Annotated in this window: 23 protein-coding genes and 1 pseudogene; 12 read left to right on the top strand and 12 right to left on the bottom strand. The window is 43.1% G+C overall.

All coding sequences use genetic code 11. The features are described from left to right. Positions 1-180: 180 nt before the first annotated feature. Both ACM0OZ_RS18910 and ACM0OZ_RS18905 read left to right on the top strand, forming a co-directional pair. Entirely contained in the window at positions 181-1206 is a 1026-nt protein-coding gene (locus tag ACM0OZ_RS18910) for a glycosyltransferase family 4 protein (protein ID WP_414584363.1), read from the top strand. Positions 1207-1828: 622 nt separating this feature from the next. Further along, the gene (locus ACM0OZ_RS18905) at positions 1829-4114 is read left to right on the top strand and encodes a glycogen debranching N-terminal domain-containing protein (RefSeq protein WP_414584362.1); all 2286 of its coding nucleotides are present in this window, start codon (positions 1829-1831) and stop codon (positions 4112-4114) included. A gap of 125 nt (positions 4115-4239) precedes the next feature. Here ACM0OZ_RS18905 and ACM0OZ_RS18900 read toward each other — a convergent pair whose 3' ends face one another. Both ACM0OZ_RS18900 and ACM0OZ_RS18895 read right to left on the bottom strand, forming a co-directional pair. Next, a complete protein-coding gene (locus ACM0OZ_RS18900; RefSeq protein WP_414584361.1) occupies positions 4240-4572 on the bottom strand; it encodes a DUF2973 domain-containing protein in 333 nt (110 codons plus the stop codon). A gap of 344 nt (positions 4573-4916) precedes the next feature. Beyond that, entirely contained in the window at positions 4917-5234 is a 318-nt protein-coding gene (locus ACM0OZ_RS18895) for a DUF2605 domain-containing protein (protein ID WP_414584360.1), read from the bottom strand. Positions 5235-6311: 1077 nt separating this feature from the next. On the opposite strand from ACM0OZ_RS18895, the gene thrS reads away from it, so the two are divergent. The 5 genes from thrS to ACM0OZ_RS18870 all read left to right on the top strand — a co-directional run bounded on the left by thrS (position 6312) and on the right by ACM0OZ_RS18870 (position 10327). Further along, positions 6312-8156: a threonine--tRNA ligase gene (gene thrS / locus ACM0OZ_RS18890; RefSeq protein WP_414584359.1), complete on the top strand. Its 1845-nt coding sequence runs from the start codon at positions 6312-6314 to the stop codon at positions 8154-8156. Between the two features lie 76 nt (positions 8157-8232). Then, positions 8233-8424 carry a hypothetical protein gene (locus ACM0OZ_RS18885; protein WP_073635211.1) on the top strand — a complete coding sequence of 64 codons (192 nt, stop codon included), beginning with the start codon at positions 8233-8235 and terminating at the stop codon, positions 8422-8424. Further along, positions 8409-8714: a type II toxin-antitoxin system RelE/ParE family toxin gene (locus ACM0OZ_RS18880; protein ID WP_414584358.1), complete on the top strand. Its 306-nt coding sequence runs from the start codon at positions 8409-8411 to the stop codon at positions 8712-8714. The genes ACM0OZ_RS18885 and ACM0OZ_RS18880 overlap by 16 nt, the downstream gene beginning before the upstream one ends. A 212-nt stretch (positions 8715-8926) precedes the next feature. Then, positions 8927-9070 (top strand): hypothetical protein, encoded by a 144-nt coding sequence (locus tag ACM0OZ_RS18875; protein ID WP_158054920.1) that lies wholly within the window; start codon positions 8927-8929, stop codon positions 9068-9070. A gap of 99 nt (positions 9071-9169) precedes the next feature. Beyond that, positions 9170-10327 carry a DNA cytosine methyltransferase gene (locus tag ACM0OZ_RS18870; protein ID WP_414584357.1) on the top strand — a complete coding sequence of 386 codons (1158 nt, stop codon included), beginning with the start codon at positions 9170-9172 and terminating at the stop codon, positions 10325-10327. Here ACM0OZ_RS18870 and ACM0OZ_RS18865 read toward each other — a convergent pair. From ACM0OZ_RS18865 to ACM0OZ_RS18845, 5 genes are all read right to left on the bottom strand, one after another. After that, on the bottom strand, positions 10313-10846 hold the full coding sequence (locus tag ACM0OZ_RS18865; RefSeq protein WP_096564447.1) for a hypothetical protein: 534 nt from the start codon (positions 10844-10846) through the stop codon (positions 10313-10315). The genes ACM0OZ_RS18870 and ACM0OZ_RS18865 overlap by 15 nt on opposite strands. Before the next feature lie 133 nt (positions 10847-10979). After that, positions 10980-11477, bottom strand: a complete 498-nt coding sequence (gene bcp, locus ACM0OZ_RS18860) for a thioredoxin-dependent thiol peroxidase (protein ID WP_414584356.1) — start codon at positions 11475-11477, stop codon at positions 10980-10982. Between the two features lie 91 nt (positions 11478-11568). Beyond that, the gene (locus tag ACM0OZ_RS18855) at positions 11569-12075 is read right to left on the bottom strand and encodes a pyridoxamine 5'-phosphate oxidase family protein (RefSeq protein WP_414584355.1); all 507 of its coding nucleotides are present in this window, start codon (positions 12073-12075) and stop codon (positions 11569-11571) included. 330 nt (positions 12076-12405) lie between these two features. Continuing rightward, complete coding sequence (locus ACM0OZ_RS18850) at positions 12406-12822, bottom strand: heavy metal-responsive transcriptional regulator (RefSeq protein WP_414584354.1); 417 nt, start codon at positions 12820-12822, stop codon at positions 12406-12408. A gap of 826 nt (positions 12823-13648) precedes the next feature. After that, entirely contained in the window at positions 13649-13804 is a 156-nt protein-coding gene (locus tag ACM0OZ_RS18845) for a hypothetical protein (RefSeq protein ID WP_414584353.1), read from the bottom strand. A 78-nt stretch (positions 13805-13882) separates the two neighbouring features. On the opposite strand from ACM0OZ_RS18845, the gene ACM0OZ_RS18840 reads away from it, so the two are divergent. Next, on the top strand, positions 13883-15133 hold the full coding sequence (locus ACM0OZ_RS18840; RefSeq protein ID WP_414584352.1) for an RNA-guided endonuclease InsQ/TnpB family protein: 1251 nt from the start codon (positions 13883-13885) through the stop codon (positions 15131-15133). Between the two features lie 148 nt (positions 15134-15281). On the opposite strand, the gene ACM0OZ_RS18835 is transcribed toward ACM0OZ_RS18840, so the two are convergent. From ACM0OZ_RS18835 to ACM0OZ_RS18815, 5 genes are all read right to left on the bottom strand, one after another. Continuing rightward, positions 15282-15824 (bottom strand): cupredoxin domain-containing protein, encoded by a 543-nt coding sequence (locus ACM0OZ_RS18835; protein WP_414584351.1) that lies wholly within the window; start codon positions 15822-15824, stop codon positions 15282-15284. An 8-nt stretch (positions 15825-15832) separates the two neighbouring features. Further along, positions 15833-18094, bottom strand: coding sequence for a heavy metal translocating P-type ATPase (locus ACM0OZ_RS18830; protein ID WP_414584350.1), 2262 nt, complete (start codon positions 18092-18094; stop codon positions 15833-15835). Positions 18095-18567: 473 nt separating this feature from the next. After that, positions 18568-19029: a GNAT family N-acetyltransferase gene (locus ACM0OZ_RS18825; RefSeq protein ID WP_414584349.1), complete on the bottom strand. Its 462-nt coding sequence runs from the start codon at positions 19027-19029 to the stop codon at positions 18568-18570. A gap of 104 nt (positions 19030-19133) precedes the next feature. Continuing rightward, positions 19134-20030, bottom strand: coding sequence for a helix-turn-helix domain-containing protein (locus tag ACM0OZ_RS18820; protein WP_414584348.1), 897 nt, complete (start codon positions 20028-20030; stop codon positions 19134-19136). A 60-nt stretch (positions 20031-20090) separates the two neighbouring features. After that, on the bottom strand, positions 20091-21149 hold the full coding sequence (locus tag ACM0OZ_RS18815; RefSeq protein ID WP_414584347.1) for an RRXRR domain-containing protein: 1059 nt from the start codon (positions 21147-21149) through the stop codon (positions 20091-20093). 413 nt (positions 21150-21562) lie between these two features. Between ACM0OZ_RS18815 and ACM0OZ_RS18810 the strand changes: the two are divergent. The 4 genes and pseudogenes from ACM0OZ_RS18810 to ACM0OZ_RS18795 all read left to right on the top strand — a co-directional run bounded on the left by ACM0OZ_RS18810 (position 21563) and on the right by ACM0OZ_RS18795 (position 25783). Continuing rightward, a pseudogene (locus ACM0OZ_RS18810) lies at positions 21563-22200 on the top strand (FMN-dependent NADH-azoreductase). Positions 22201-22225: 25 nt separating this feature from the next. Next, a complete protein-coding gene (locus ACM0OZ_RS18805; RefSeq protein ID WP_414584346.1) occupies positions 22226-22675 on the top strand; it encodes a nuclear transport factor 2 family protein in 450 nt (149 codons plus the stop codon). Positions 22676-23122: 447 nt separating this feature from the next. Further along, entirely contained in the window at positions 23123-24826 is a 1704-nt protein-coding gene (locus tag ACM0OZ_RS18800; RefSeq protein ID WP_414584345.1) for a tetratricopeptide repeat protein, read from the top strand. Between the two features lie 153 nt (positions 24827-24979). Beyond that, the gene (locus tag ACM0OZ_RS18795) at positions 24980-25783 is read left to right on the top strand and encodes a nucleotidyltransferase domain-containing protein (RefSeq protein WP_414584344.1); all 804 of its coding nucleotides are present in this window, start codon (positions 24980-24982) and stop codon (positions 25781-25783) included. The last annotated feature ends 80 nt before the right edge of the window (positions 25784-25863 follow it).

Below are 25863 nucleotides of genomic sequence, written 5' to 3'. Positions count from 1 at the left end.
AGACCACATTTTTTGCTGTTTTTCTTTGCGTCTTGTGGCTTCTCTACGAGAAGCCGCTCATGCAGTCTATGCGCGAGACAAAAAAGGTCTATTGACCTGAAAATAGCTGTAGAACTATGAATCTGTTGGTCATAGATTTCCTGGGTAAATACGTGCTACACATACCTGCTCAGGTGAAACATGAGAATCGCACAAATTTCTCCTTTATGGGAGCGTGTTCCTCCCTTTCGTTATGGCGGTACTGAACTAATTGTTCAATTACTTACAGACGAATTAGTTAGGCGCGGTCATGATGTTACCTTATTTGCTTCTGGTGACTCAATTACCAAAGCAAAGCTTTGTTCAGTCCATAACCAAGCTTTACGGCTCGACCGCAATATCAAAGAGCCAGCACTCTACGAGCAGATGATGCTTGCTGATGTTTATCAAAACGCCCATCATTTTGATATTATCCACTCTCATGTGGGTTGTCCTGCCCTTCCGTATTGCGGTTTTGTGAAAACTCCCACCGTACATACAATGCATGGTATTTTTACGCCCGATAACGAGAAGATGTATCGGCGTTTTCCTTGGCAACCTTTGATCAGTATTAGTGAGGCACAGCGAGAACCCCGCTTAGGCTTGAACTACATTCATACCGTTTACAACGGCATTGACACAACCGTCTATCCCTTCTATTCTGAACCGACACAACCTGCATACTTAGCATTTGTCGGGCGGATCTCCCCAGAAAAAGGACCAGTGGAAGCGATTAAGGTTGCTCGTGCTGCTGGCTTACCATTGAAGATGGCTGGCAAAATTGACGTTGTTGACCGGGATTATTATCGAGAACAAGTAGAGCCTCTGATTGATGGCGAACAAATTCAGTACCTGGGTGAGATTTCCCACGAAGAAAAAGTTAAACTGCTTGGTGGAGCAACTGTGACTTTGTTCCCCATCAACTGGCGAGAGCCTTTTGGTTTGGTCATGATTGAGTCAATGGCAACGGGTACACCTGTCATTGGCATGGGATTAGGCTCAGTACCAGAAGTCATTGCTCATGGGAAAACAGGTTTTGTTTGCCACTCGCTCCAAAAAATGATTGAAGTGATTCCAGACGCCATAAAATTAGACCGTTCGACTTGTCGGGAATACGTTGTCAGTCGCTTTAGCGTTGAATCTATGACCGATGAGTATGAGAGGGCTTATAAAATGGTCCTAGTCTAGAAGTCTGCACCTGCAACCCATCACTCCAAAAGTCACAAGGCAATCTTGAAAATTGGTTTATGGGCAAGAGTGGATGAAATCGGGTAAAAAAAGGGACACGGAGTCCCTTGTTTTTACCACCTCTAGAGTTTTGAGTTCAAACTTGGTCAATAAAAAAAATTTATTTTTCTTTCTAAAATTGGAGACTCAACTAATATTATTTTAGTAAAATTAGTATATAATTATTAGTGCTTCATATTATACATAATATATTTATTTTTTAATTCCCTTTACAAAAAATTTTAAGTAACAGTTTAGCTAAAAGTGACTAACCTGTTGCGTGTTGCTGTGGAAAACCCCTATTTCCATATTGCTACCGAGGGGCGTCTACATCTTGCCATTCTGAAGAAAAGCGGCTAAGAAAACAAGTAGAAATCCATACTTTTAAGCTTATTCATAAAATTTTTAGAAAATCATAGATTTATAAAGATTTTATGATCAAGGCTTTCTTCATGTTTTGTGACTAGCTGTATGCGATTATGATTTTTGCTCAATGGCTCAAATCTGCTTCTAACAGCGTCTTTTTTCCTGTTGACGCTGATGCTTGTATGAACAACTAGACCTGTACACGGAATTTTGGCTGATGACACCGGATACACTGACGACACCGGAAAAAATTTTTCTAGACGGAAAAACTTTTGTTCCTGCCGATCAAATACCTATTCCAGAATGGCCTTGTGTAACAAGTGAAAGACCACAACCGACACTCACGGTTAAAGATGATGATTTATTTTTGGTCACAGACACTTTAGGCAATATTTCTGGCTGTTCGCTCAATGATGGCAATCCCAGTATGGGGCTATTGTGCTGTGACACACGCTTTCTGAGTCGCCTAGAGTTGCAAATTGATGGACACTCTCCTGTGTTACTTAGCAGCACTGCTGAAAAAGGATTTTCTCTGTCAATTTTGTGTACCAATCCCAGAATCGAAGACCGTCTGAAAGCCGATACAGTGGGCATTCGTCGGGAACTCGTACTTAATGGAGCATTATTTGAAGAGTTAGAAGTTTCTAATTATAGCACAAGTTCCATCAGCTTTGAACTCAGTATTAGCTTTGACGCGGATTTTGCCGATTTATTTGAAGTCCGGGGCTATGACAGGCAAAAACGGGGTAGACTTTTACGCCTTGTAGAACCGACACCTGAAGAAGGAACATCAACTGGCGAAGGTATTTCTGCACAATCTGTGCCAGCTGTACAGAAAGAGCAATCCTTAAGCCTTGCCTATGAAGGTCTGGATGGCTTACTCATGGAATCTCGCATTCAATTCCAGCATAGACAACCAGACTATTTCAAAGGTTACACAGCGGTTTGGCGGCTGGAGTTGGCTTCTCACGAAACTCAAAAATTGGGCTACCGAGTCAATTTCTTGACAAACAACAAATCGACTTCCATTGTTAGCGCTCCTTTCACCTTAGTACAAGCCAAAGCCTCCGAGATGATGGAGGAGCAACACTGGGTACAACAAATTACACGAATTCGCTCAGACAAAGGCACGTTCAATCACATTATTGAGCGAGCTGAGCAAGATATGTATTTGTTGCGTCAGTCCTTCGGCAAGTACAAGACTGTTTCCGCAGGAGTGCCGTGGTTTTCCGCGCTGTTTGGGCGCGATTCGATTATCACAGCTTCCCAAACCCTGATGTTAAACCCTCAAATTGCCAAAGAAACTCTACAGCTTCTGGCGACATACCAAGGCAAAACTGATGATGATTGGCGCGAAGAGGAACCAGGTAAAATTTTACACGAGTTGCGGTTGGGTGAACTAGCTCGCTGTCAGGAAATTCCCCACACTCCTTACTACGGTACAGTCGATGCGACTCCCTTGTGGCTGATGCTGTATGCCGAATACTATGCTTGGACTCATGATGTCGAAACTTTAGATCAACTTTGGTCTAAAGCTTTGTTGGCAATGGACTGGATCGACCGCAACATTCGAGAAACAGGCTATCTCAGCTACTACCGTAAATCCAAAGGTGGTCTTGCCAACCAAGGGTGGAAAGACTCTGGCGATTGTATTGTCAATCGTAAGGGAGAGTTAGCCAACGGACCGATCGCCTTGTGTGAGGTACAAGCTTACGTCTACGCTGCCAAATTGCGCTTAGCAGAAATTGCCAGGCTGAAAAAGCGGATTGACTTATCAGATCGGTGGACAGAAGAAGCAAGAAACCTTAAGCTTCGTTTCAATAGAGACTTTTGGATGGAAGACCAGGATTTCTGTGCTTTGGCTTTGGATGGAGAAGGTCAGCAAGTAGACAGTATTACGTCTAATCCTGGTCATTGCCTACATTTAGGCATTTTCACACCTGAAAAAGCTTACAGTGTTGCTGAACGGCTGCGGGCACCAGATATGTTTAACGGTTGGGGTATCCGCACCCTGAATAGCTTGTCACCAGCTTACAATCCAATGGGGTATCATATCGGTTCTGTATGGCCCCACGATAACTCGTTGATTGCGCTGGGATTGCGATCGCTCGGTTTAGTCGATCAAGCCCTGGAACTTTTTGAAGGTTTATTCGACATGACTAACCAGCAGCCCTATCAACGTCCTCCAGAGTTGTTCTGCGGCTACGAGCGCAATGGTGATAACGCCCCTGTACAGTATCCTGTTGCCTGTACACCTCAAGCATGGGCAACCGGTAGTATCTTCCAGTTGCTGCAAATGATCATAAACCTGGTGCCTGACGCTCCCAACAACTGCTTACGAATTATCGACCCTACTTTGCCAGAGTCGATCAGCACTTTGTCACTGCACAATCTCAAAGTTGGTTCTACTATACTGGATTTGGAATTTGAGCGTTCTGGTAGCACAACTGCTTGTCGCGTTGCCAAGAAACGCGGTAACCTCCGAGTCGTTATCGAAGCGTAAAATCAGGAAGTGGGGAGTAGGAACTGGGGGCTGTTGACCCGGAATGGGAAGATGCTGGGGACTACCGCTATACAACCAGTCCTTTTTCTTCCCCAATACCCAATCCCTAATCCCCAGTCCCTGCTTTAGCCTTCCTCTTGTTGATTCTCACTTCTGTGCCCAGGAGAAGCTTCGTAAAGCGCATCTAGTTTTTGGCGTGCGTCTTCAACGTTAATCGAACGCATCACCAGAAGCGGCTCTTTAATTAAGTTACCAGCAGCATCTAATAACTCTGGATGCGGTTTAAACTGCTTGGTTGATGAACTATAGGGATATCTGCCCTGATTTTCACTAGCTACTGATCTGGGTGGATAAATCCGCTCTCTATCAAAACTGAACATAATCAGGTTGCGAATTAAGTTAGCAACAGCTATAAAAGCTAGGATGGTAAAAGCAAGAATGTAAAGCAGGTGTAACATCGTTTTTCCTCCAGAGTTCGCAGATTTTAAAGCTATATGTTCTAAAGTTTTGCTTAGCTGCTCAATGTTGATGCTGTTAATTACGCTGATGCTGAATGGTTAACGCAATCTTTATGCGCTCATACTCTTTATAAAAAGGGAATTTTTAACCTACGGGAGAGTGCGCTGGTAACATAAAATACATCACTTCCTATCTCAGATGATGTCAAAAAATTTTTTTATCTCACTTACATACCGTCTTGAGTAGTGCTAATTCTGCCACCATTCACAAAGTAACGTACCCAGATAACATAGTTTTGAGCCTCACTCCGCTTCAAAGTTACCCTTGAGGGGTGGAAACTGCATCAGACTTCTCGCGCTTGACGGAAGCGCATCGCCACATTCCAACATTGTGTTACTAATTGATGCCAAGGCGCTAACGTTGCCATATCAATACCGACTTGTCCATCAGTTGCACTAAACAGCATCTTTGCTGTGTTCACTTCCTCTTGCGCTTTCTTGACTCGCGTTAGTAAGTCAGATTGTTCATGTTGACTCATGAATGACAGCTGTTCTCTTTCCAGAAAATCGCGCGATCGCGCAAACCAGTACTGAAAATCTTCTAACAGCGGTTGCAAAACTGTTTTCAGCAGTTCAGATTCTGGTAAATTCGAGTCTCGCATAAATGAGAAGGATATTCCTAACTTTCTTACTAATATTAACTCTATTTAAGATTCTTAACATTTCCCTCGTCTCTCTCATAAGTTAGAAAATTTTGATGCTTTGTAACATTATTGACACAGCGTCTATTATATAAACTTTTCTAGGCTATTGTACAGATACCCCAGAGGGATCTCAAAAAACCTGTTTATCTTAGAGACAAAAAAACTGAGAATTTACTAATATATATGTATTATTCAACACTGAAGGAATCAGATGAGACCTCGGTAGCTCAGTGAATCTATGCAAAGCCAATCGAGAAAAACCCGAATGGTTTTCTCAGCATTCCCGCAACAGACAGTTAAGTAATATGCATAAAGGTTTTGGCGCTCCCCCTATTGCAATTCCTGTTGCCCAAAAGACTAGGTAATGAAAAAAAAACAAGCAATGGTAGCAATGTAAAGTTAAATTAATGTAAGATTATCTCACAATGAAAGCTAAACTTGTAAAATATTAGATAAAATATAGAATTCAACGAAGACACTTGCATGCCTGGCTTTTGTGAAAAACAAAATATCCCAAGTACATAAAAATCACTCTTAGTCATCAATCAGAAGTTTGTTTTTATTCTTTACTAGAAATCGTTAACTTCATCATTGAAATATTAAGTTAAACCAACAGGAATTAAAGTGGTTATATTTAAAGAAGAGCCGCATACATCAAAATGTCTGGCAATGCGAGCAAACACTTCAATGAGTACGGCGAAGTCTTAGCTCGCTCTTGAATCTACAATACTTGTAAGGTTGGCGCTTTAAATGCTCCAAAGTCTTGTAACCATGAGCGATAAGCATTCTCTATAAAAAACTGACTGTTTATTTATACATAGATAGTAAATGACATGATAACTTATTAAAAATAGATATTATGAAGAAAGGCATAAGCATCAATATATGATTAATGAATCGAGTTCATCCTGCTCAAGGAATAAAAATTGGTAAAAAGAAAAATATGACAAAACTGAAAAGTAGCCCCACTTTAGTTTTGGGGAAAATTTTTTCATAACTCCAACCCATACATTATCTTTTACAATCACTTTGCCAATGGTACAGCAGCAGATGTCGCCAAACTCATATTCTCATCAACCAGAAGAACCAGAAAAAATATATTTACCGCGAACCTCAGAATCAGAGACTTTAAAGAAGATTCGCCATACCGCTTCTCATGTGATGGCAATGGCAGTACAAAAGCTGTTTCCCAAAGCACAAGTCACAATCGGTCCCTGGATTGAAAACGGCTTTTACTATGACTTTGATAATCCGGAACCATTTACTGATAAGGATTTAAAAGCCATTTATAAAGAAATGGTAAAGATTATCAATCGGAAATTGCCAGTCATTCGAGAAGAAGTCAGCCGCGAAGAAGCTGAACAGCGTATTAAGCAAATTAACGAACCATATAAGCTAGAAATCCTATCAGACATCAAACAGGAACCAATCACGATTTACCACCTTGGAGAGCAGTGGTGGGATTTGTGCGCTGGACCTCATGTGGAAAATACTGGCGAACTCAACCCGAAAGCGATTGATTTAGAAAGCGTTGCAGGGGCATATTGGCGTGGAGATGAAACGAAAGCGCAGTTGCAACGCATCTACGCCACCGCCTGGGAAACACCAGAACAACTCGCTGAGTACAAGCGGCGTAAAGAAGAAGCCCAGCGACGAGATCACCGGAAACTGGGTAAGGAACTGGGATTGTTTATATTTTCCGACCTAGTGGGACCAGGGTTACCATTGTGGACGCCCAAAGGAACTTTGTTGCGCAGTCTTCTGGAAGACTTCCTCAAGCAGGAACAAATCAAACGTGGCTACCAGCAGGTTGTCACACCCCACATTAGCAGAGTTGATTTATTTAAAACCTCTGGACACTGGCAGAAATATAAAGAAGATTTGTTCCCGATGATGGCAGAGGATGAGGAAGCAGCGGCGCATGAACAAGGCTTTGTTCTCAAAGCTATGAATTGTCCCTTCCACATCCAAATATATAAGAGTGAGTTGCGCTCTTATCGGGAATTACCGATGCGCTTAGCTGAATTTGGCACCGTCTATCGCTACGAGCAATCAGGCGAACTGGGCGGCTTAACGCGGGTGCGCGGCTTCACTCAGGATGATGCCCATCTGTTCGTGACGCCAGAACAGCTAGACAGCGAATTCCTCAACGTCGTGGATTTGATTTTGTCCGTTATTAAGACTCTGCAATTAGGGAATTTTAAAGCACGACTCAGTTTCCGCGACCCGAAGAGTGATAAGTACATCGGTTCTGATGAAGCTTGGAACAAAGCTGAAAATGCGATCCGCCGCGCTGTCGAAACTTTGGGGATGGATCACTTTGAAGGCATTGGAGAAGCGGCTTTTTATGGTCCCAAACTAGATTTCATTGTCCGCGATGCTTTAGACAGGGAGTGGCAACTAGGAACCGTGCAGGTAGATTATAACTTGCCAGAACGGTTTGAGCTAGAATACGTCGCTGAAGATGGTTCTCGCAAACGCCCAGTGATGATTCACCGTGCGCCTTTCGGTTCCTTGGAACGGCTCATTGGTATTTTGATTGAAGAGTATGCGGGAGATTTCCCCTTGTGGTTAGCCCCAGAGCAAGCAAGATTGCTACCAGTGGGTGAAGCACAGCTTGATTTTGCCAAAGACGTGGCGGCGAAGATGAGAGCTATCGGTATCCGCGCTGAAGTGGATACGAGTGGCGATCGCCTCGCTAAACTGATTCGCAATGCCGAAAAAGAGAAAATCCCCGTTATGGCAGTGGTGGGAGCCAAAGAGGTAGAAACGAATACCTTAAGTATTCGCACCCGCGCCTCAGGAGAGTTAGGAACTGTGCCTGTAGCTGAAATTTTGGACAAAATGAAACAGGCTATTGCTAACTATGACAACCTTTAACAAAATGTAGACATAAGGGTGAGCTTTTTGCTCGCCCTTAAAAATTACTTCATATAAATATTCTCAAAAAAATGCTATGACTACTACAAAAGAAAAAGTCCAGTCTCTGTTGAGCAAATTACCAGACGATTGTTCTGTGGAAGATGTTCAATATCATCTGTACGTACTTGAAAAAGTTCGTCAGGGATTGGTAGTCACTGACAATCGAGAAACAATCATCTCTCAAGAAGAAGCCGAGGCGCTATTAAGTAAATGGCTTATCGAGTAGTTTGGTCTCCCAAAGCGCTCGAAGATGTAGACGCGATCGCGGCATACATATTTCGTGACTCCGCTTCCTTTTCTGCCACAGTAGTTCGGAAGATACTTGACTCTTCTGATAAGTTGAGCACTTCTCCCTCTTCCGGTTCCGTCGTCCCAGAATTTAGCGAGGATACTATTAGGGAACTGTTTGCTTACACTTATCGAATCATTTATCAAATTCAACAAGATACTGTAACTATTGCGGCTGTGATTCATGGTAAAAGGCTCTTGGCTCAACATCTAGACATAGACCGATAAGCCGAGAAACCTTTTTCCATAACAAACCAACAATCTAGAAGGGTGGGCATTGCTCACCCTTCTACAATTTTTTATTACACAAAATACAGATAGCAATGTCTTCGCTGCTTTTAGCCATACTCTGGTAACCATAGGGTGACTATACAACCAAGAATCTATTGAATTTTTCTTGATTATTATAGTCAATTTGACTATAATAATTATCTACTTTAATGAGCTATCTAAACATTGAGCAATTGGGAAAACTGGCTCGTACAATTCGTAAGCATGCTGGCTTAAGTCAAGCTGAAGCTGCTCAAATTATCGGTTCTTGCCAAATCAAACGTAAGTGCAGCAGAACAGGGAAAAAGCAGTAGGTATACTAATGTTGCAATTAAATAAGTCCAGGTTATTGGGCACAAAAGCGTCAAAGAACCATTTTTCTACGTTAAAGATTTCCTAGATGACGAGAGTAAATGAAGCTTGAGAAAACAGCAGCAGATTTTTTTGCAGGAATCGGGCTCGTCACAATGGGGCTTGTTAAGCAAGGATGGGAAGTGAAGTATGCCCTTGACTATAGTGACGAGAAGCGCCGAATGTACGAGGGGAATTTTAGAGGAGGGCACTACCATCATAAAGATATCAGAGAAATAAGTGGAATCGAAGTTCCCAAAGTAACTTTGGCTCATGCGTCTTTCCCATGCGCCAACCTCTCTGTTGCGGGTTCCAGAACCGGGCTGCACTCTGGAGAATCATCTACATTTTGGGACTTTGTCCGACTCATTAGTGAAATGGGGGAACTTCGCTGTGGGGGTAAACCCCCCTTCATTCTTATTGAAAATGTAGAAGGTTTCCTCACTTCCGGGTGTGGAGAAGATTTAATCGTTGCATTAACAGCCTTAAATAATCTTGGTTATGCAGTCGATATTCTGGTCATCGATGCTGCCCATTTTGTTCCACAAAGCAGGGTGCGCCTATTTATCTTAGGTAATCTGTTTGGTTTATCACAAACTTGTGATGAGTTGGAACAAATTATGAGTAAGCCAACCGATGCAAGACCTCAAAAAGTCAAAAATTTCATTGCTGCTAATCCGACAATTAGATGGAGCCTTCGCAAGGTTCCGGACTTACCTCAAAGAACAATCAACTTAGCTGATATTGTTGATGAAACTGAACAATGGTGGGCAAAAGAACGAACAGAGTATTTGTTCAATCAGATGTTCGAGCGACATCAAGCCCAAATTCGTTTAATGATGCAAAACGAATATTGGTTATACGGAACTGTCTTTCGACGCATGAGAGTACGCGATGGTATTAAACAATCAACCGCAGAACTGAGAACCGATGGAATTGCTGGATGTTTGCGAACCCCTAAGGGAGGAAGTGCTCGTCAAATTATTGTTAGAGCTGGTAAGGGACGTTTTGATGCTAGGTTAATTAATGCTCGTGAAAGTGCTCGTCTTATGGGGGCTTCTGAGTATTTAATTCCTGAAAATATTTCACTCAATAATATACTCTTTGGCTTTGGTGATGCTGTTTGTGTTCCGGTAATCGAATGGATTGCTAAGAATTATCTCAATCTATTGTTTGATGAATTAAATAGCGCAATGAAAACTTCTCTACCTGCTGCTTAACTGGTTTTGGGGAAATATAAGCATACCATCCTGAATACTCATAACTACTTGACCGTGTGCTTTTACTGTACTGTAGCTGATATTTTTGCGGTATCGACGATTAGATTCTTGACTGCCGTAACGTTCTTCCAAACCAGGTAACCAACTTTGGAAAATTTCTGACAGAAAATTTCCTGTCACTTGGCGAACTGTAACGTTTCTGTAGTCGCGACTGTAGGACACAAATAAATGGTCTACAGTCATATCTTTCAGAAGCTTACCCCTACCTGTTTTTAAATGATACTGATACTCAAATGAGTTACCAGCAATACTAGATTTTACCTCGTAATTGCTAAGGTCGGCTCCATAGCTGCCAGTACCTCTATCTCCAGTGAGTATTGCACCAAACAACTCCCAAAGCTGTGGCGAAATGCTTCCAGGTATTCGTATGTTGTATTCTCTTAATAGGCTAATAAGTTCTTCGTTGTAGATGTACTTTCTATAAAACTCATGTGCTTGTTGTATCATCAGTTCCGTCATAACCAAAAGTCAAGTATGAAAAAAGCAGTTGTGGATATGCCGGCAGGACAACACCCTATGACGTTTAGTATCAGAACTGTAATTATTGCCGTCTAAATACTCCTGCTACTATTGCTGTTGCAATTGTCTAGTTTCATGCCTGACTTGATTGGGTTTCTATCAATTCTCGCAATTGCATAAGCACAGCAGCTGCATGACCCTTGGCTTGCACTTTTGCCCACCTGTGAGCGATTGTTTGATCAGGTGCGATAAGGAAAGTCGAACGCTGTACACCCATATATTCTTTACCCATAAACTTTTTCAATTGCCATGCTCCGTAAGCTTCAGCAACTTGATGCTCTGGGTCACTTAATAGAGTAATTGATAAGTTATGTTTATTGATAAATTTACAATGAGATTTCTGAGAATCTGTACTAACGCCCAAAATTTTAGCTCCTAATTTGCTGAAGTCCTGATATAACTCAGTAAAATCTTTAGCTTCAGTCGTACAACCAGGAGTGTCATCTTTGGGGTAAAAATACAGAACAACCCAATGACCAGAAAAATCACTTAGATTGATTTGATGACCGTCTTGATCTGTCGCAGAGAAATCAGGGGCTTTTTGTCCTGGTTGGGGTATGCTATTTACCATAAAATCTCGAAGTTATATCTTAAGTTTAATAACAAAAACTCGGTTTCTTTGAGAAACCGAGTTTTTCTGTTGCTATTATTTCACTTTTTGATTATTTCAAAGTGACTTTTTCATTTTCGCCGACATTGGGTTTCTCGCCTGTGGTTATTGCCTTCACCAGTCCAATTGTGTGTGCTACAAAACCTGAAGGTGCATCCCAATATTCAGCCTTTTCTACACTCACCTTGAGCAAAGCAATATCAGGTTCATCCAGTTCTTTAGGAAACCAAGCTTTCAATTGCGGCTTCCATAACTCTTGTAATTTCGTGCGATCGCGTACCAATTGAGCTTTACCTGAAACAGAAACGTAGTTTTGCTTATGTGGGTCACTGAAACTGACATTGATCTGCTGATGCTGCTCAACTTCTGCCACCTTATGTGAACTGGCGTAGGTAAAGAACCAAAGGTCGCCATCAAATTCCACCTCTGAGTTAGTTGACATCGGACGGCTGTGCAAACTTCCGTTTTCATCAACTGTAGTCAGCATTCCAATGTCAATATCTTTGATCAGTTCACGCAGCTTCTTAATTTGTTCATCGCGATTTTGTGAATCTGTCATTTTTCCTACTCTTATCTCTACTACCTAGCTGGAATATGAGCGCTCTACTGCAAGTCGTTTCTTCACTTCTAAGAGCTTCACTTATATTGTTAGCGTTTTTACAAAGCAGTGACTTGAGTCCAAAGATGGAGTTTTGTTACCAGAAAAGGAGTATTTTAGAAAGATTAGATTTCTTGCAAAAATCTGATTCAGGGCTTTAGCAATCGTATTTGATTGGTGAAAATCGCGTATGCTCAGAGTCCCGACAACTTTGGCGAAGTCGGGAATCTTGTTGTTCACGAATCATCTAGAACTGCTATATGCTGGTTAACATAGATTAGACAAACTGAATTATTTATTTTTTTCAATAATAGGACAAATTGTTTCCTCAGAAGTTTCAGGTATTATTTGCCAACCCGAAAGCAGTCCTTCTAACTCTTGCTTCAGAATGATTAATTGCCGAATTTGTTTATCAATATCTACTAGCTTGTCTTGCAGTTTAACTTTGATATGTTCGCACGGTAAATCACCTTGGTCGTGAACATTCAAAAATTCCTTAATTTCTGATAAGGTCAACCCAAGACTTTGGGCGCGTTTGATAAAGTTCAAACGCGCAAAAACATCAGAGTGAAATAATCTAAATCCACCTTCAGTTCTCCCTGATGCTTTAAGTAGACCTAGCTCCTCATAGTAACGAATGGTTTTAATTGGTACGCCGCTTTCTTTAGCAACTACACCAATCTGTTTTATCTCTTCTTGAACTAACATATTTAGCTGCACCTTGACTAAATACAACTACCAGTTTTATCTTAAACTCTCCAGTTAGCTGGAGAGTCAAGAGAAAACAGCATCATTCCTTGAACTATGAAAGCATATTGGGAGGGTGAGAACCCCTCGCTTTTAAGCAGGGACGGGATAGCCGACGCAACAAGTTTTAACTTAAAGTCAGGAGCAGGGTAAGCGCATCTTAGACAATCATTGACAAAAAGCAGAAAAAATATGTAGATAGGACTTACGCATTGACAAGTTAGACAAGAGGTGGATTAGCGGAAACAAGCAAGACAAGACGCGATCGCCTACTCCCCTCTGCTCTACTTCCACCAAGCATTTATACTAAATATTTCGTATGCATACATTACTTACACTTCGTTAGCCACCATAGGCAATATATCTATATATTGTCTAACATGACTACTAACTTCTACTCCCCCTCACTCCCCACTACCCTACTAGAAACCAGAAGTGGTTACCTGGGATAAACGCTCTAGAATCGCTTTTAAAAGCCATTAAAACTATTTTTTTACGTCTGCTTATAGTAAAAGACGTACACCCTCATGTCTAATGCTTAGTAATTATGACGCTATAAGGTTTTAGGCATACCTGAGAAAATTCCATCTTAAATATGGTTAATTTCCGCAACATTTCAGCATCAGTATCAGGAAAGCCATGTTTTGTGCTAGAACAAACTTGTCTAAATTCATTTTGTTTTTTTCCTAATTTACAAGAATGGTAGGCTGAAAGCCCCGGAGGAACAGGCGCAGCCGCGCCGTCCAAGCGTGCTTTTAGACCGGGGATGAAAGCCACAACGCAGGCTTTAGCCTGCCTGCTCCAGTCTTGACATTTTTTCTAGAGTATCAGATAGACTAGTAGCCCCTAACAGTTTTTGCTGTTGTTTTAACCATCTTTTAACTGTAGGTGTAACGGTCAAATTTAATTTTTCTTTTTTCTCTCCATAACTTGTATCTCTCATATTGACATCCTTGTTTTATCCGTATTATATACGTATAAAACAAGGGGGAGGTGATGTAACCTGTACGCAACGCAGCAAATGCTAATCAAATTAGACCAACTTGACATAAACGTGTTGGAATTCTTAGCAGAGCAATCCAATAAACTTCGCAACTGTGCGATATATTTGTTGAGGCAAGCATATTTTACATTTGGAGAAATTTTAGATAACCAATTTGACCTGCACGCAGAATTAAAAACTAATCCACACTACCAAATTTTCTACTCACAGGCTGCACAACAGATTTGTACCGAAGTTGCTGAATCATTCAGAAGCTATAAAGAACTGTTGCCCATGTGGTATTCAGGGGAGTTAAAAAATAAACCCAAGTTGCCTAAATACCGCAAGAAAAATGGGTTAGCTGGATGGACATACCCCAAGCAATCGCTCAGTTTTGATATTGAAACAGGTTTAATTAGATTGCCTTTGGGCAATAGTTTCAAAGTAGAGTTTGGTATGGATAGCTTATATGTTCAAATGCCGCACAATATTAAATTTGAACATATTAAGGAATTGCGAATACTACCACGTAATCGTAGTTTTTACGCAGAGTTTGTTTGCGCTCATCCTGATATTGTCAAAATAGAATTAGACCAAAAGAGAGCGTTAGCCATAGATCCAGGCGTTAACAATTGGCTGAGTTGTGTGCCAAATACTGGTGACAACAGTTTTATTGTTGATGGATTTAAACTTAAATCATTAACACAATGGTATAACAAACAAGTTGGCATTATTAAGGAGGGTAAGCCTCAAGGCTTTTGGAATGATAGACTTGCTCAAATCACAGAACGAAAGTACCGTCAGGTTAAGGATGCGGTCAACAAGGCAGCTAGGTTAATAGTTAACTACTGTTTAAAAAACAATATTGGAACTGTTGTCATGGGATGGAACCAAGGCAACAAGGACGGTATTGAAACAGGTAAAGTTAACAATCAGAAAATAGTTCAAACACCTACCGCAAGGCTGAAGAAACGATTAGGAGAACTTTGTTCTGAACATGGTATTAATTTTGTAGAAACCGAGGAGAGCTACACGTCCAAGGCGTCATTTTTGGATGGCGATAGTGTCCCAAAATACGGTGAAAAACCCAACGGATACAAGCCATCAGGAACAAGAATAACACGAGGACAATACAAAACGGCGTCGGGACAAATTGTGAACGCTGATACTCAAGCTGCAGCCAATATCCTCCCCAAAGTAGAGGCACAGCTAGGGTTATCCCTAGTTAAGGTCTGTAGGGCAGTACTGAAGAAAGCCTACACGGATTTATCTGTGGAATACCAAATCTAAAAAACGAAGAGGGACGGCTTGAGCCTCCCTCTGACTAACGATTTGAATCCTCGTGCATTTATGCCGAGGAGAGGTCAACAGCCGTCGTGAATATAAAAATAACAGAGGCCGTACAGTACAGTCTCTACAAAATTGATTTGGCGCTACCTCACATAGAATTGGTATGAGGCGTTTTGACTTCCACAACACCGCGAAACATATTCATACCGCAGGCAAAGGTGTATTGACCGGGTTTTTCAGGCGTGAACTCGACGGTTGTTACCTGGTTCAAGTCTAACTCTTGGGCAATGTGAAAATCGGGGAATACGACTTGTTCAAGGCAACTACTGGGATCACGGCGTAGGAAATTGAGACGGACAGGTTGAAGAGCGTTAACTACTACTCGGCTAGGTTCATAGCCTCCATCCACAGTAATACTTACCTCTTGAATGCCATGATGAGCTTCTGCTTTTTGGGACTTAGGTTTACTCAACAGAAACCACCATATTTCTAAACCGATTAACACTAAGCCTGCGCTGGTAACTGCACCTTTTAGCCATAGTGGTTGCTCTATAGGGCGAAACGCAGTCATCTGTGATTTCTCGTTGCTTGGTATTTCACTGGTCGTTTGTGCTACTGCTTCCCCAGAAGCGAGACTGAAGAAGAATCCCAAGCTAGCTATACTGCTGAGAATTACCTTTTTACTTAACATTTGCCACCTCATGCAATTGCTTTAGGTTGAAATTTACGTAGACGCAGAGCATTTGTGACAACAGAAACCGAGCTAAATGCCATTGCTGCACCTGCAATGATGGGATTAAGTAACCAACCGAAGACGGGGAAAAGAAGACCAGCCGCAATCGGAATTCCAGCAACGTTGTAAATAAAGGCGAACAATAGGTTTTGGCGGATGTTACGAATCGTAGCGCGGCTAAGTTGAATGGCGGTGACAATACCTTGCAAATCGCCAGAGATGAGTGTGATGTCACTAGCGGCGATCGCCACATCTGTACCAGTACCAATTGCGATTCCCACATCAGCTTGAGCTAGGGCTGGTGCATCATTGATACCATCACCAACCATTGCCACAATCTTTCCTTCTGATTGCAGTTTCTGGACTGTAGCAGCTTTTTGGTCGGGGCGGACTTCAGCAAGGACACGTTTGATACCAACTTCACGAGCAATGCTTTCTGCGGTACGGTGATTATCTCCCGTGAGCATCACGACTTCCAAACGAAGTTTTTGCAATGCTCTTACCGCTTGGGCAGAAGTGGGTTTAATGGCATCAGAAATGCCCATCAATCCTTGAATTTCCCCATCAACTGCAATCCAAATTGCTGTTTTGCCCAAATATTCTAGGCGCTCTTTGTCGTGTTGTAGGGCTTGGGTATCAATGCCCAATTCTTCCATCCAGTGTTGTGTCCCAATTTGCACTAAACGGTTGGAAACTACACCTTGTACGCCACTACCTGCAATTGCCTCAAACTCCCTCACATCTGCTAACGCCACTTCTTGGGATTGGGCGTATCTCACAACTGCTTCTGCCAGTGGATGTTCAGAATTGCGTTCCACAGATGCAGCTAGCTGTAACAGCTTGATTTCGTTTCCATTAGCAGTGCCTTTGATTGTAACAAAATCCGTCACTGTGGGTTGACCTTGAGTAATCGTTCCGGTTTTGTCCAACACGATTGTTTGAATCTTGTGCGCCAGTTCCAGGCTTTCGGCTCCCTTAATTAAAATGCCGTTTTCTGCACCTTTGCCTGTTCCTACCATGATAGAAGTTGGTGTGGCTAAACCCAACGCACAAGGACAAGCGATAATCAGTACTCCAACTGTAGCGATCAGCGCTAAAGTCGGATTGCCCATGAAGTTGAACCAAATGATAAAAGTGAGGAGGGCGATCGCAATCACCGCAGGCACAAACCATCCAGTCACTTGGTCTGCCAATCGTTGAATCGGGGCTTTGGAACCTTGAGCCTGCTGCACAAGTTGGACAATTTGCGCCAGCACGGTATCTTTTCCGACTCGTGTCGCCTGGAACTTGAAACTCCCAGTTTTGTTGATGGTGGCTCCAATGACTTCATCTCCTGGTTGTTTTTTGACAGCCACACTTTCCCCAGTCACCATTGCTTCATCAACGGTGGATGTTCCCTCAATCACTTCACCATCTACGGAAATCTTCTCACCAGGGCGAACCAGTATGACATCGCCAATCATGACTTCTGCAATCGGGACATCAACTTCTCGCCCGTTGCGAATCAGACGAGCAGTTCTGGCTTGTAACCCGATGAGTTTGCGGATAGCTTCAGAGGTTTGCCCTTTGGCGCGATTTTCGAGCGATCGCCCCAAAAGAATCAAGGCAATAATCACCACGGCTGCTTCATAATATACATCCGGCATCAACCCCTGTGCCGTAAAGAAACTGGGGAAAACTGTGGCAAACAGAGAATAGATGTATGCTGTCCCTGTACCTAAAGCAACTAGAGTATCCATAGTTGCAGCGTGTCGTTTAAAAGCTTTCCAAGCATTTTTGAAGAAATCAGCACCGCACCAGAACAGCACCGGGGTTGTCAGCACGAGCTGCGCCCAAGGATTATGCAACCATACTGGAATGAAAGGTAAATGCAATCCTGTCATCATGGGTAACGACCCAATCACTAGCACAACACCAATCACCCCACCCACAACAACTTTCCGCAGTAGCAAGCGTGACTCTTGCAAACGAGCTGTTTTTTCGGCATCATCTTCTCCCGCCATCAGGTTTTGTTGTTCGAGTGGGTAAGCAGAATAACCTGCTTCATCCACTGCACCTTGAATCGCTTCTAAATTGGTTTTTTTGGGATCATACTCAACTGTTGCCTGTTCTGCCCCAAAATTCACATTACATTCATTGACGCCAGGAACAGAACGAATTGTATTTTCAATGCTTCTAGCACAAGAGGCGCAACTCATGCCGCGTAGTTTCAGTGTGGCATTTTCCATAGGACGACTCCAATTAGCAAGTGGCGCTAACTAGCAACTAATTTCATCTTGAATGCTCCAGTACACTGGAGAGTCAAGAGGTTATGAGAAAGAATTTTTCTGAGGCACATAATATTTAGATGCTTGGAATGACTCAATGCCGAATGCACAGTTCTTATACCAATTCGCTCATTCACGCATTCATAAGGTACGGCATTAAGAAACCCAGAGATAACGAGGGTTTGGGAGTGTATATCTGTCGCATTCTTTTTTCACGCTTGGTATTATATCTGCAGGACTTACGCAAAAACTCTCTCAAACTCTTATCCCTATGCGCTAAGGCGCACGCTGCGCGTTGGCGTAGCCTGCGCTTTGCGCTTACGTGTCCTTTGCGTCCTTTGCGGTTCGTTTTTTCATAATTTTACGTAAGTCCTGATCTCGTCACTGTCATTGTATTAACGACAAAACAACCTGATGTGTACCTTGAGTGTATTCTAGTCCCGGTACTCCATAAACACAACGGGAACTCCTATCAACCTCTTTCCTAATTGAGACAATCCAAACTTGCGTTTCATAGACAGCGGTAATTCCTCGAAGGAAATTTGCACAAAACCGAAGCGACGATAAAACTGCGCCAGTCGCTGACCCAAACACTCCAAATAAAGGGGTTGAGTCGCTTGATCAATCAAATGCTGTGTTAAAACAGTCCCCAAACCGCGACCTCTCCAAGCTGGTAAAACAACCAAACTACCAAGTTCTTGTGCGGCAGAGAAGTTGCGTAGCTGTCCGCAAGCTACCAATTGCCCATCGCATTCTATGACCCAGAATTGTTGCCATTTTATTTGAGTAGGGTCTAGTTTTGCCCCTAGCACCAACAACCGAATTGACCAGATATCCTTAGATGTTGCACTGCGAAGGGTACACCCCGCTGGCAAGGACAAATCGCCCTGTTTCATAGTTTTTCTTCACGCTAATGAGTTGCATAGTAAGCGATGGGTTAAACCTGCTTAAATCCTCTCATGCGGAAGGACCTGCTGCAATTGTGTTCAGAATTATTACCCTAGTTAACTCGGTAAGCTTTGGGAGTCATCCCTGTAAGCTGTCGAAACCATTTACTTAAATGACTGTGACTGTTAAATCCACACAGGAAAGCAATTTCTGTAATAGATAGCTCTGTTTGTTTGAGAAACTGCTTCGCTCGTTCTACCCGTTGCTGGATTACGTACTGGTGAGGAGGAACTCCCATTGATTGTTTGAAAAGGTGGCTGAAGTGAAACTGGCTCATCCCCAGTAACTCAGCTAGATCTGATAGTTTGATTTCCTCAGCCAGATAGTCGTTGATGTAATCGATTACTTGGAGAAGCTGGCGATCGCATAATCCACCACTATATAAAGAAACACGAGGTTGCGTAGCTGAATAATTTCTGAGCAATTGTACAGCTAACACATTTGCCAACGATTCAACATAAAGTCGTCCTGCTAACCCCCCATTTTGTAACTCAGAAACCAGCATCATGCCAATCTGTTCAATTGAAGGGTTGCGGGCGCGAAATTCTGGAAGGAGTTCCACTTGATCTGGGTCTATTTCCACAGCTTCTCTAGCAACCTTTTGAGTGAAGTGCAACGGGATCCGTATCCACAGATAGTGATCATTACCCTCCCACCGTGCTAAAAAAGGCAGCCCAGCCGGCGTGATGGACATATCGCCCTTGGTATAGAGACTGGTATAGCGGCGATCGCCCTTCACTTGCAATAAACGAAACGGACGAGGGGCTAAACACAGACAAATGGCATGTTCAGTCTCAGATTGATACTTACACTGTCCAGGTGGGTGACGAAATTCTTCGACCAGGATATTTTCCCAACCTTGGGAGCGGCTCGACAAGATGGGTGGATTCAGTCCGTTATCTGGCAGATGAACAGTTCTAGCAGAGGGTGTCGCTGATGCTTTCATCATCGAAAATTTGGGTCTGAAACCCCGTCCTGAGCGCGAAGCGGAGGACGGCTTTACATGAATCTAGTAAGTTACAATTAACCCGCTTGAACGGCGAATTAATTCAATCTTGCTAGATGCTATCTGTCCTAACCGTTTCCAGTTAGCATCGCTGACAGATACTTGTTTTTCGGTATCACCGCTGACATAGCCGATCCCTTTAGGAGATTTAACTAGATCACCCTTTCTGAATCCGTGGCGGGTAACAGTGCCTCCGTACTTGCGCCTGACCCCACCTACGCTCTTAACCATTAAATGCAACTGGCGACGGCTAACGGGAGGGCGACGGATCACGGCAAACGGTGCGGATTGTACTTTCACGCTTCCTTGCCACCCCATCGAATCAGTCGAAGTGACGCCGTACCGGATGAACACACTACAAGCCAAAGCAACCCCGTCTACTGCATGAGTCGCTGGTATTGCATCCCCTTTAAAGTGCCTTTGCTTCTGTAATCGTAGTTGTTGTCGTATTTGTGCTGTTTGCCAACCCTCAATTTGCTCTACTTCGGCGAAGTGCGCAAGGTTCTCTAGTTGCCACTTTTGACCGACCATCACAGGGCTGAAACCTTTATCACCACGTGCCTTAATGATTTCGTACGCAATGTTAGTGATTGGGTAGATCAGGGATAGTTCGTCAATGACTCGTAACTCTAGCTGACGATTGGCGCGAATACTAGGCGGGATCTTGCATTGACGGCGATTGTCAAATCTTGCTTGTCTATGAGCGCGTTGATTATAGGGTACTTTACGGTTGATCCGTCGTCCCCTACGACCACGCCGCATCATACGCCGTTGCTCGATTCGGTCTTTAACCGTTTTGAATGGTAACTGTAGATGAGCCAACCACAGAGTAAACTTAACCGACTGGACACCAACACCGGTGTAAAGTTTGCCCGGATCAATCCCGACTGCAATTGGCTGCGTGTCTGTTGTTCTAGGACACCTTACTAATTGGATCTCGAAGATCCCAAGGTCGTTATACACAACTTTGGCTTTTCCAAGATTCAGCCATCGACGCGCCCTACTGGGCTTTGTTGGCATCAATGGCTTACCCGATGGTGATAATACTGGTACTCGTTGCATGGAGATAATCCTTACGAGTTAAGTTAATTGTCCCCTCGCTCACCTAACTCAGGATGTCTTGGCATGATCCAACGCCGTAGACAAGACGGCTTAAAGATAGACCGGACTGGGGAAGCATCCGGCAGTTTGTACCAGAGTTAGGCTCAACTGAGCTAGTCAAACACGTAAGCCTTGCCGCTTACAAGCCCCGTCCCTTTTAGGGCGGGGTTATTGACAGATGGTCGAATCCGCTTGGAATCAGAAATTAGATTTTGGTGTCACAACACGGAAAGACCCAAAATTTACAGCAAGATTTTGATAGCCGCACAAAATTTAAGTAGCTTGAAATCTTGAGTCTGTCTAAATTGTAATTCATAGGCAATTCCCTTAAATGAGTGTATCAAATTGTCCAACACAAAGAAGCAGTAAGAACAATGGCACATCTCCTTCATATTGATGCGAGTCCACGCGCTCAGAGATCTCACTCACGCAGACTGACAAGAGAATTTGTTGAAGCTTGGAAACAAGCACATCCGACCGGCACCGTGACTTACCGTGATGTTGGTCGTAACCCAGTTCCCCACGTTGATGAACCGTGGATTGCAGCCGCGTTTACACCGCAAGAATTACGAACACCACAAATGTCGGCAGCCATTCAAATGAGCGACCAGTTGCTCGACGAATTCCTCACGGCTGACATCTATGTCATGTCATGGGTATACCTATGTACAATTTTAGCGTTCCAAGCGCGTTTAAAGCATATATCGATCAGATTGTACGGGTCGGACGAACGTTTGCCTTTGAGCCTGAGAATCGGGACACACCCTACAAAGGACTCGTTCACGGTAAGACAATGTTTATCATCACTGCTCGTGGTGCTTCCGGGTACGGTGCTGGCGGTTCTTTCGAGGCATACAATCACCAAGATCCTTACCTGAAAGCTGTGTTTGGCTTCCTGGGTATCACTGACATCACGTTTATTCATATCGAGAACGACGAGTTTGGGGGTCAGTCTTTAGCTCAGTCAATTGCTGATGCCCAAGCAAAGATTGCTGAACTGATTGCAGCTTAGAGATTTCAGAGAACACTTCTGTGTAATGGTCAAACCTTATTCCTCAACATCACAAGAATTTGCAGAAATGGAAGACAAAATTAGGAGCAACCTCAAAATTATCCAGCAACTTTATCAAGCATTTGGCGATCGCGATACAGCAACTATCCTTAAACTTTTTGACTCCCAAATTGAGTGGATACAGAATGAAGGCTTTCCAGGAGGTGGTAGACATCTTGGCTCTCATGCAGTCCTAAACAACGTATTTGCTAAATTCCGGTTGGAGTGGGAAACTTGGCAAGCTGTTGTGGACGAATGGCTGGATACTGGGGACACGATTGTCGCATTGGGCGAATATCATGGCGTGTATCGGTCAACAGGAAAGCCTACAACGGCAGCCTTTGCTCATATCTATAAGCTTAGAGATGGTCGGATTATAAAATTTCAACAATACACGGATACCCTCAAAGTTGCTGAGGCAATGCAGCCAACTTAGGTGCTGGTTTCATCGGTTTTCAAGATACAGAACTTAGAGTTAGAAATTGTTGCTCCCAAGTAACAATTTCTAACTCTAAATAATTAGTGATTGGGCGTTCATGTAGCGTGTCCGTAAGGACATAGGAACTTAGCTCACTGCCCTGAGTCCTTTGGACACGCTGCGCACCGAGAGTGCCCGCGCTTTGCGCATACGGGTAATCACCAACTCGTAGTTCATCTCTGATTCTTAAAAATTTGTCATTTTAATTTACTTACATAAGTTAAAAAAGTCTCAAAAGTTCACATAAAGTCTGCACTTTATGGAAATAGCTCAATATTTGCGAAAATCCTCCATCAGGTAGTGATATTAAATATAAATATCAATAGGTAAATCAAATTCCAAACAAATTCAACGAAATTGCTTAAAAATACATTTGTGTATCTGATTCAATAGTTGCAGGTTGCGATGTTATTCAATAACAAAAAGCAAATATTGTTTGTTCTAACTTTACTCATTACGATTGGACTGTCTGGATGTGGTATCAAATTTGCTAAGCAGATGGTAGCAAATGACCCTAGTCGCATTTATTCTGAAACGACTCATCACACGGCACCTCTGTTCAAGAATCTCGGTAATCACCATCATCCTATTTCCACAAACTCGAAACTTGCCCAGCGCTACTTCGACCAAGGGCTAACTCTAGCTTACGGATTTAATCATGCTGAGGCAGCACGCTCTTTTAAAGAAGCAGCAAGTTTAGATCCTAATTGCGCTATGTGTTACTGGGGAATAGCACTCGTCAAAGGACCGAACATCAATGCCCCAATGGAAAAAGAAGCCGTACCAGAAACAGTTCAGGCGATGAAAAAAGCCATTGGATTGAGCAAAAACGCTAGCGAAAAGGAAAAAGCTTACATTCAAGCATTAGCTAAGCGCTACTCGTTACAGCCAGATGAAAACCGCAAGCCGTTAGATACCGCTTATGTAAATGCAATGCGCGAGGTGCAAAAGCGTTATCCAGAGGATTTGGATGCTGCAACCCTGTTTGCGGAAGCTTTTATGGATACTATGCCTTGGAATTACTGGTCAAAAGATGGTAAGCCGAATCCAGGAACAACTGAACTTCTGACTGTTTTAGAGTCGGTGCTTAAGCGCAATCCTAATCATCCTGGCGCAAACCATTTGTACATTCACGCTGTTGAGTCCTCACCTAATCCCGAACGCGGTATAGCCAGTGCAGATCGTCTTGGTGAGTTAGTTCCGGGGGCTGGACATCTTGTGCATATGCCCGCTCACATCTACATTCGAGTTGGGCGCTACCATGATGCTGTTGTTGCTAACCAAAGAGCGATCGCCGTAGACCAAGATTATATTACCCAATGCCATGCTCAAGGAATTTATCCACTGGGTTATATGCCTCATAACCATCATTTCCTGATGGCGGGTGCCATGATGGGAGGGGATAGTGAAGTAGCAATTCAAGCTGCTCGCCATACAGCAGAAATGGCAGACCAGAAAAAAATGCGAGAACTTGGATATGGTACGCTGCAACATTACTACGCGATGCCGCTTTACGCATTAACAAGGTTCGGTAAGTGGGATGAAATTCTCAAAGAACCAGCACCAGTAGCAGATCTTAAGTATCCTAACGGAGTTTGGCATTATACCAGAGGAATGGCATTCGCAGCAAAAGGTGAACTCAAACAAGCAGCAGAGGAACTCAAACAGTTAAAAGCTATTGCAGCTGATCCAGCCATAAAGAAAGTGACGGTTTGGGATATCAACACAACTTCACAGCTTCTGCAAATGGCGTCTGAAGTTTTGGCAGGTGAGATAGCGGCTCAACAAAGTGATTATACGAAGGCGATCGCTCACTTAAAAACGGCTGTTACTCTGGAAGACAACCTGAAGTATGATGAGCCTGCAACTTGGTACTCACCAGTTCGGCAATCATTGGGAGCTTTGTTGCTTAAGACTAATCGTGGCGCAGAAGCTGAGACTGTGTATAAAGAGGACTTAGAACGCTATCCCGAGAATGGCTGGTCACTGTTCGGACTAGTACAGAGCCTGCGCCAACAAGGCAAGACTCGGGAAGCTTTGACCGTGCAGGAGCGCTTTGAGCAAGCCTGGAAGTATGCGGATGTGAAGCTGATAGCCTCACGATTCTGATACGAATTTGCTGTTTCAGCAACTTATCTGTATTTCAAGAGCATGGGAATTCACTGATCTAAATCACCCAGTTGCAGGATGTTACCAGCTAATCGTCTCATACTACATTTAGTAATATAGTATTACAAAGCGGCAGCAGAGATAGAAGATAGTATGTCTATTCCCGAACCACAACGCTTGTTTCTAGAGCAGATTCTTGGAAAGTTGAATCAGGATGACCGTTTGCTGGGTGTAGCGATCGCTGGCTCCTATTTGACTGGAGAAATGGATGAGTATTCCGACTTAGATCTGATTATTGTCGTAGATGATGTTTATTATGAACAGGTTTTAAACGAGCGACAGCTTTTCGCCAATCGGCTTGGTTCCCTGCTTGCAGCTTTTACGGGCGAACACGTCGGCGAACCCCGATTGTTAATTTGTCTGTATGACAATCCGCTTGTACACGTCGATTTGAAGTTTTTGCTTTTACAAGATTTCAAAACAGACCGGATAGAAAATCCTGTTGTTCTATGGGAACGTGGAAAATTACTGAGTTCAGCTATTTTAGATAATCCACGGAACTATCCACCCCTTGATCCACAATGGATTGAAGACCGCTTCTGGGTGTGGATACACTACGGCGCAACTAAATTAGGAAGAGGTGAACTGTTTGAAGCCATTGATTTTCTTTCTTTTCTCCGTGGACAGGTTCTGGCTCCATTAGCAAAGGTGCAGGCTGGGCTGCTTCCACGCGGTGTAAGGAATTTGGAAAGGGAAATTCCGCTTTTGGTTCCCGATTTTTGTCAGACTCTTCCTGCCAAAGACGATCGCCTGGAAATTGCCCAAGCGCTTCAACACACTATTCACTTTTATCGCCAGCTTCGAGATGCATTAAATAAGCCAGAGTTGGTTGTGCGTTCCCAAGCAGAAGCTGCCTCCACTCAATATTTGCAAACAATCATAGATGGCTTCAAATAGTGGTGACAATACTCAGGGGTTTTCAAGCTGCTTTTATTAGCTCATAATTCTGATGGGGTGATGCGGGTAGAAAGAAAAAA

Origin of the sequence: Scytonema sp. PCC 10023, from assembly GCF_963920835.1 — a bacterium.
Taxonomy (GTDB): domain Bacteria; phylum Cyanobacteriota; class Cyanobacteriia; order Cyanobacteriales; family Nostocaceae; genus Kalymmatonema.
Note: the sequence above shows the minus strand (reverse complement) of the source record. Positions and strands in the feature narration are given on the sequence as shown.

What these genes read in the sequence shown, in the direction of transcription:
- ACM0OZ_RS18910 (WP_414584363.1), top strand. Translation starts at nt 181, where the DNA reads ATGAGAATCGCACAAATTTCTCCTTTATGGGAGCGTGTTCCTCCCTTT.
- ACM0OZ_RS18905 (WP_414584362.1), top strand. Translation starts at nt 1,829, where the DNA reads ATGACACCGGATACACTGACGACACCGGAAAAAATTTTTCTAGACGGA.
- ACM0OZ_RS18900 (WP_414584361.1), bottom strand. Translation starts at nt 4,572, where the DNA reads ATGTTACACCTGCTTTACATTCTTGCTTTTACCATCCTAGCTTTTATA.
- ACM0OZ_RS18895 (WP_414584360.1), bottom strand. Translation starts at nt 5,234, where the DNA reads ATGCGAGACTCGAATTTACCAGAATCTGAACTGCTGAAAACAGTTTTG.
- thrS (WP_414584359.1), top strand. Translation starts at nt 6,312, where the DNA reads ATGGTACAGCAGCAGATGTCGCCAAACTCATATTCTCATCAACCAGAA.
- ACM0OZ_RS18885 (WP_073635211.1), top strand. Translation starts at nt 8,233, where the DNA reads ATGACTACTACAAAAGAAAAAGTCCAGTCTCTGTTGAGCAAATTACCA.
- ACM0OZ_RS18880 (WP_414584358.1), top strand. Translation starts at nt 8,409, where the DNA reads ATGGCTTATCGAGTAGTTTGGTCTCCCAAAGCGCTCGAAGATGTAGAC.
- ACM0OZ_RS18875 (WP_158054920.1), top strand. Translation starts at nt 8,927, where the DNA reads ATGAGCTATCTAAACATTGAGCAATTGGGAAAACTGGCTCGTACAATT.
- ACM0OZ_RS18870 (WP_414584357.1), top strand. Translation starts at nt 9,170, where the DNA reads ATGAAGCTTGAGAAAACAGCAGCAGATTTTTTTGCAGGAATCGGGCTC.
- ACM0OZ_RS18865 (WP_096564447.1), bottom strand. Translation starts at nt 10,846, where the DNA reads ATGACGGAACTGATGATACAACAAGCACATGAGTTTTATAGAAAGTAC.
- bcp (WP_414584356.1), bottom strand. Translation starts at nt 11,477, where the DNA reads ATGGTAAATAGCATACCCCAACCAGGACAAAAAGCCCCTGATTTCTCT.
- ACM0OZ_RS18855 (WP_414584355.1), bottom strand. Translation starts at nt 12,075, where the DNA reads ATGACAGATTCACAAAATCGCGATGAACAAATTAAGAAGCTGCGTGAA.
- ACM0OZ_RS18850 (WP_414584354.1), bottom strand. Translation starts at nt 12,822, where the DNA reads ATGTTAGTTCAAGAAGAGATAAAACAGATTGGTGTAGTTGCTAAAGAA.
- ACM0OZ_RS18845 (WP_414584353.1), bottom strand. Translation starts at nt 13,804, where the DNA reads ATGAGAGATACAAGTTATGGAGAGAAAAAAGAAAAATTAAATTTGACC.
- ACM0OZ_RS18840 (WP_414584352.1), top strand. Translation starts at nt 13,883, where the DNA reads ATGCTAATCAAATTAGACCAACTTGACATAAACGTGTTGGAATTCTTA.
- ACM0OZ_RS18835 (WP_414584351.1), bottom strand. Translation starts at nt 15,824, where the DNA reads ATGTTAAGTAAAAAGGTAATTCTCAGCAGTATAGCTAGCTTGGGATTC.
- ACM0OZ_RS18830 (WP_414584350.1), bottom strand. Translation starts at nt 18,094, where the DNA reads ATGGAAAATGCCACACTGAAACTACGCGGCATGAGTTGCGCCTCTTGT.
- ACM0OZ_RS18825 (WP_414584349.1), bottom strand. Translation starts at nt 19,029, where the DNA reads ATGAAACAGGGCGATTTGTCCTTGCCAGCGGGGTGTACCCTTCGCAGT.
- ACM0OZ_RS18820 (WP_414584348.1), bottom strand. Translation starts at nt 20,030, where the DNA reads ATGATGAAAGCATCAGCGACACCCTCTGCTAGAACTGTTCATCTGCCA.
- ACM0OZ_RS18815 (WP_414584347.1), bottom strand. Translation starts at nt 21,149, where the DNA reads ATGCAACGAGTACCAGTATTATCACCATCGGGTAAGCCATTGATGCCA.
- ACM0OZ_RS18805 (WP_414584346.1), top strand. Translation starts at nt 22,226, where the DNA reads ATGGTCAAACCTTATTCCTCAACATCACAAGAATTTGCAGAAATGGAA.
- ACM0OZ_RS18800 (WP_414584345.1), top strand. Translation starts at nt 23,123, where the DNA reads ATGTTATTCAATAACAAAAAGCAAATATTGTTTGTTCTAACTTTACTC.
- ACM0OZ_RS18795 (WP_414584344.1), top strand. Translation starts at nt 24,980, where the DNA reads ATGTCTATTCCCGAACCACAACGCTTGTTTCTAGAGCAGATTCTTGGA.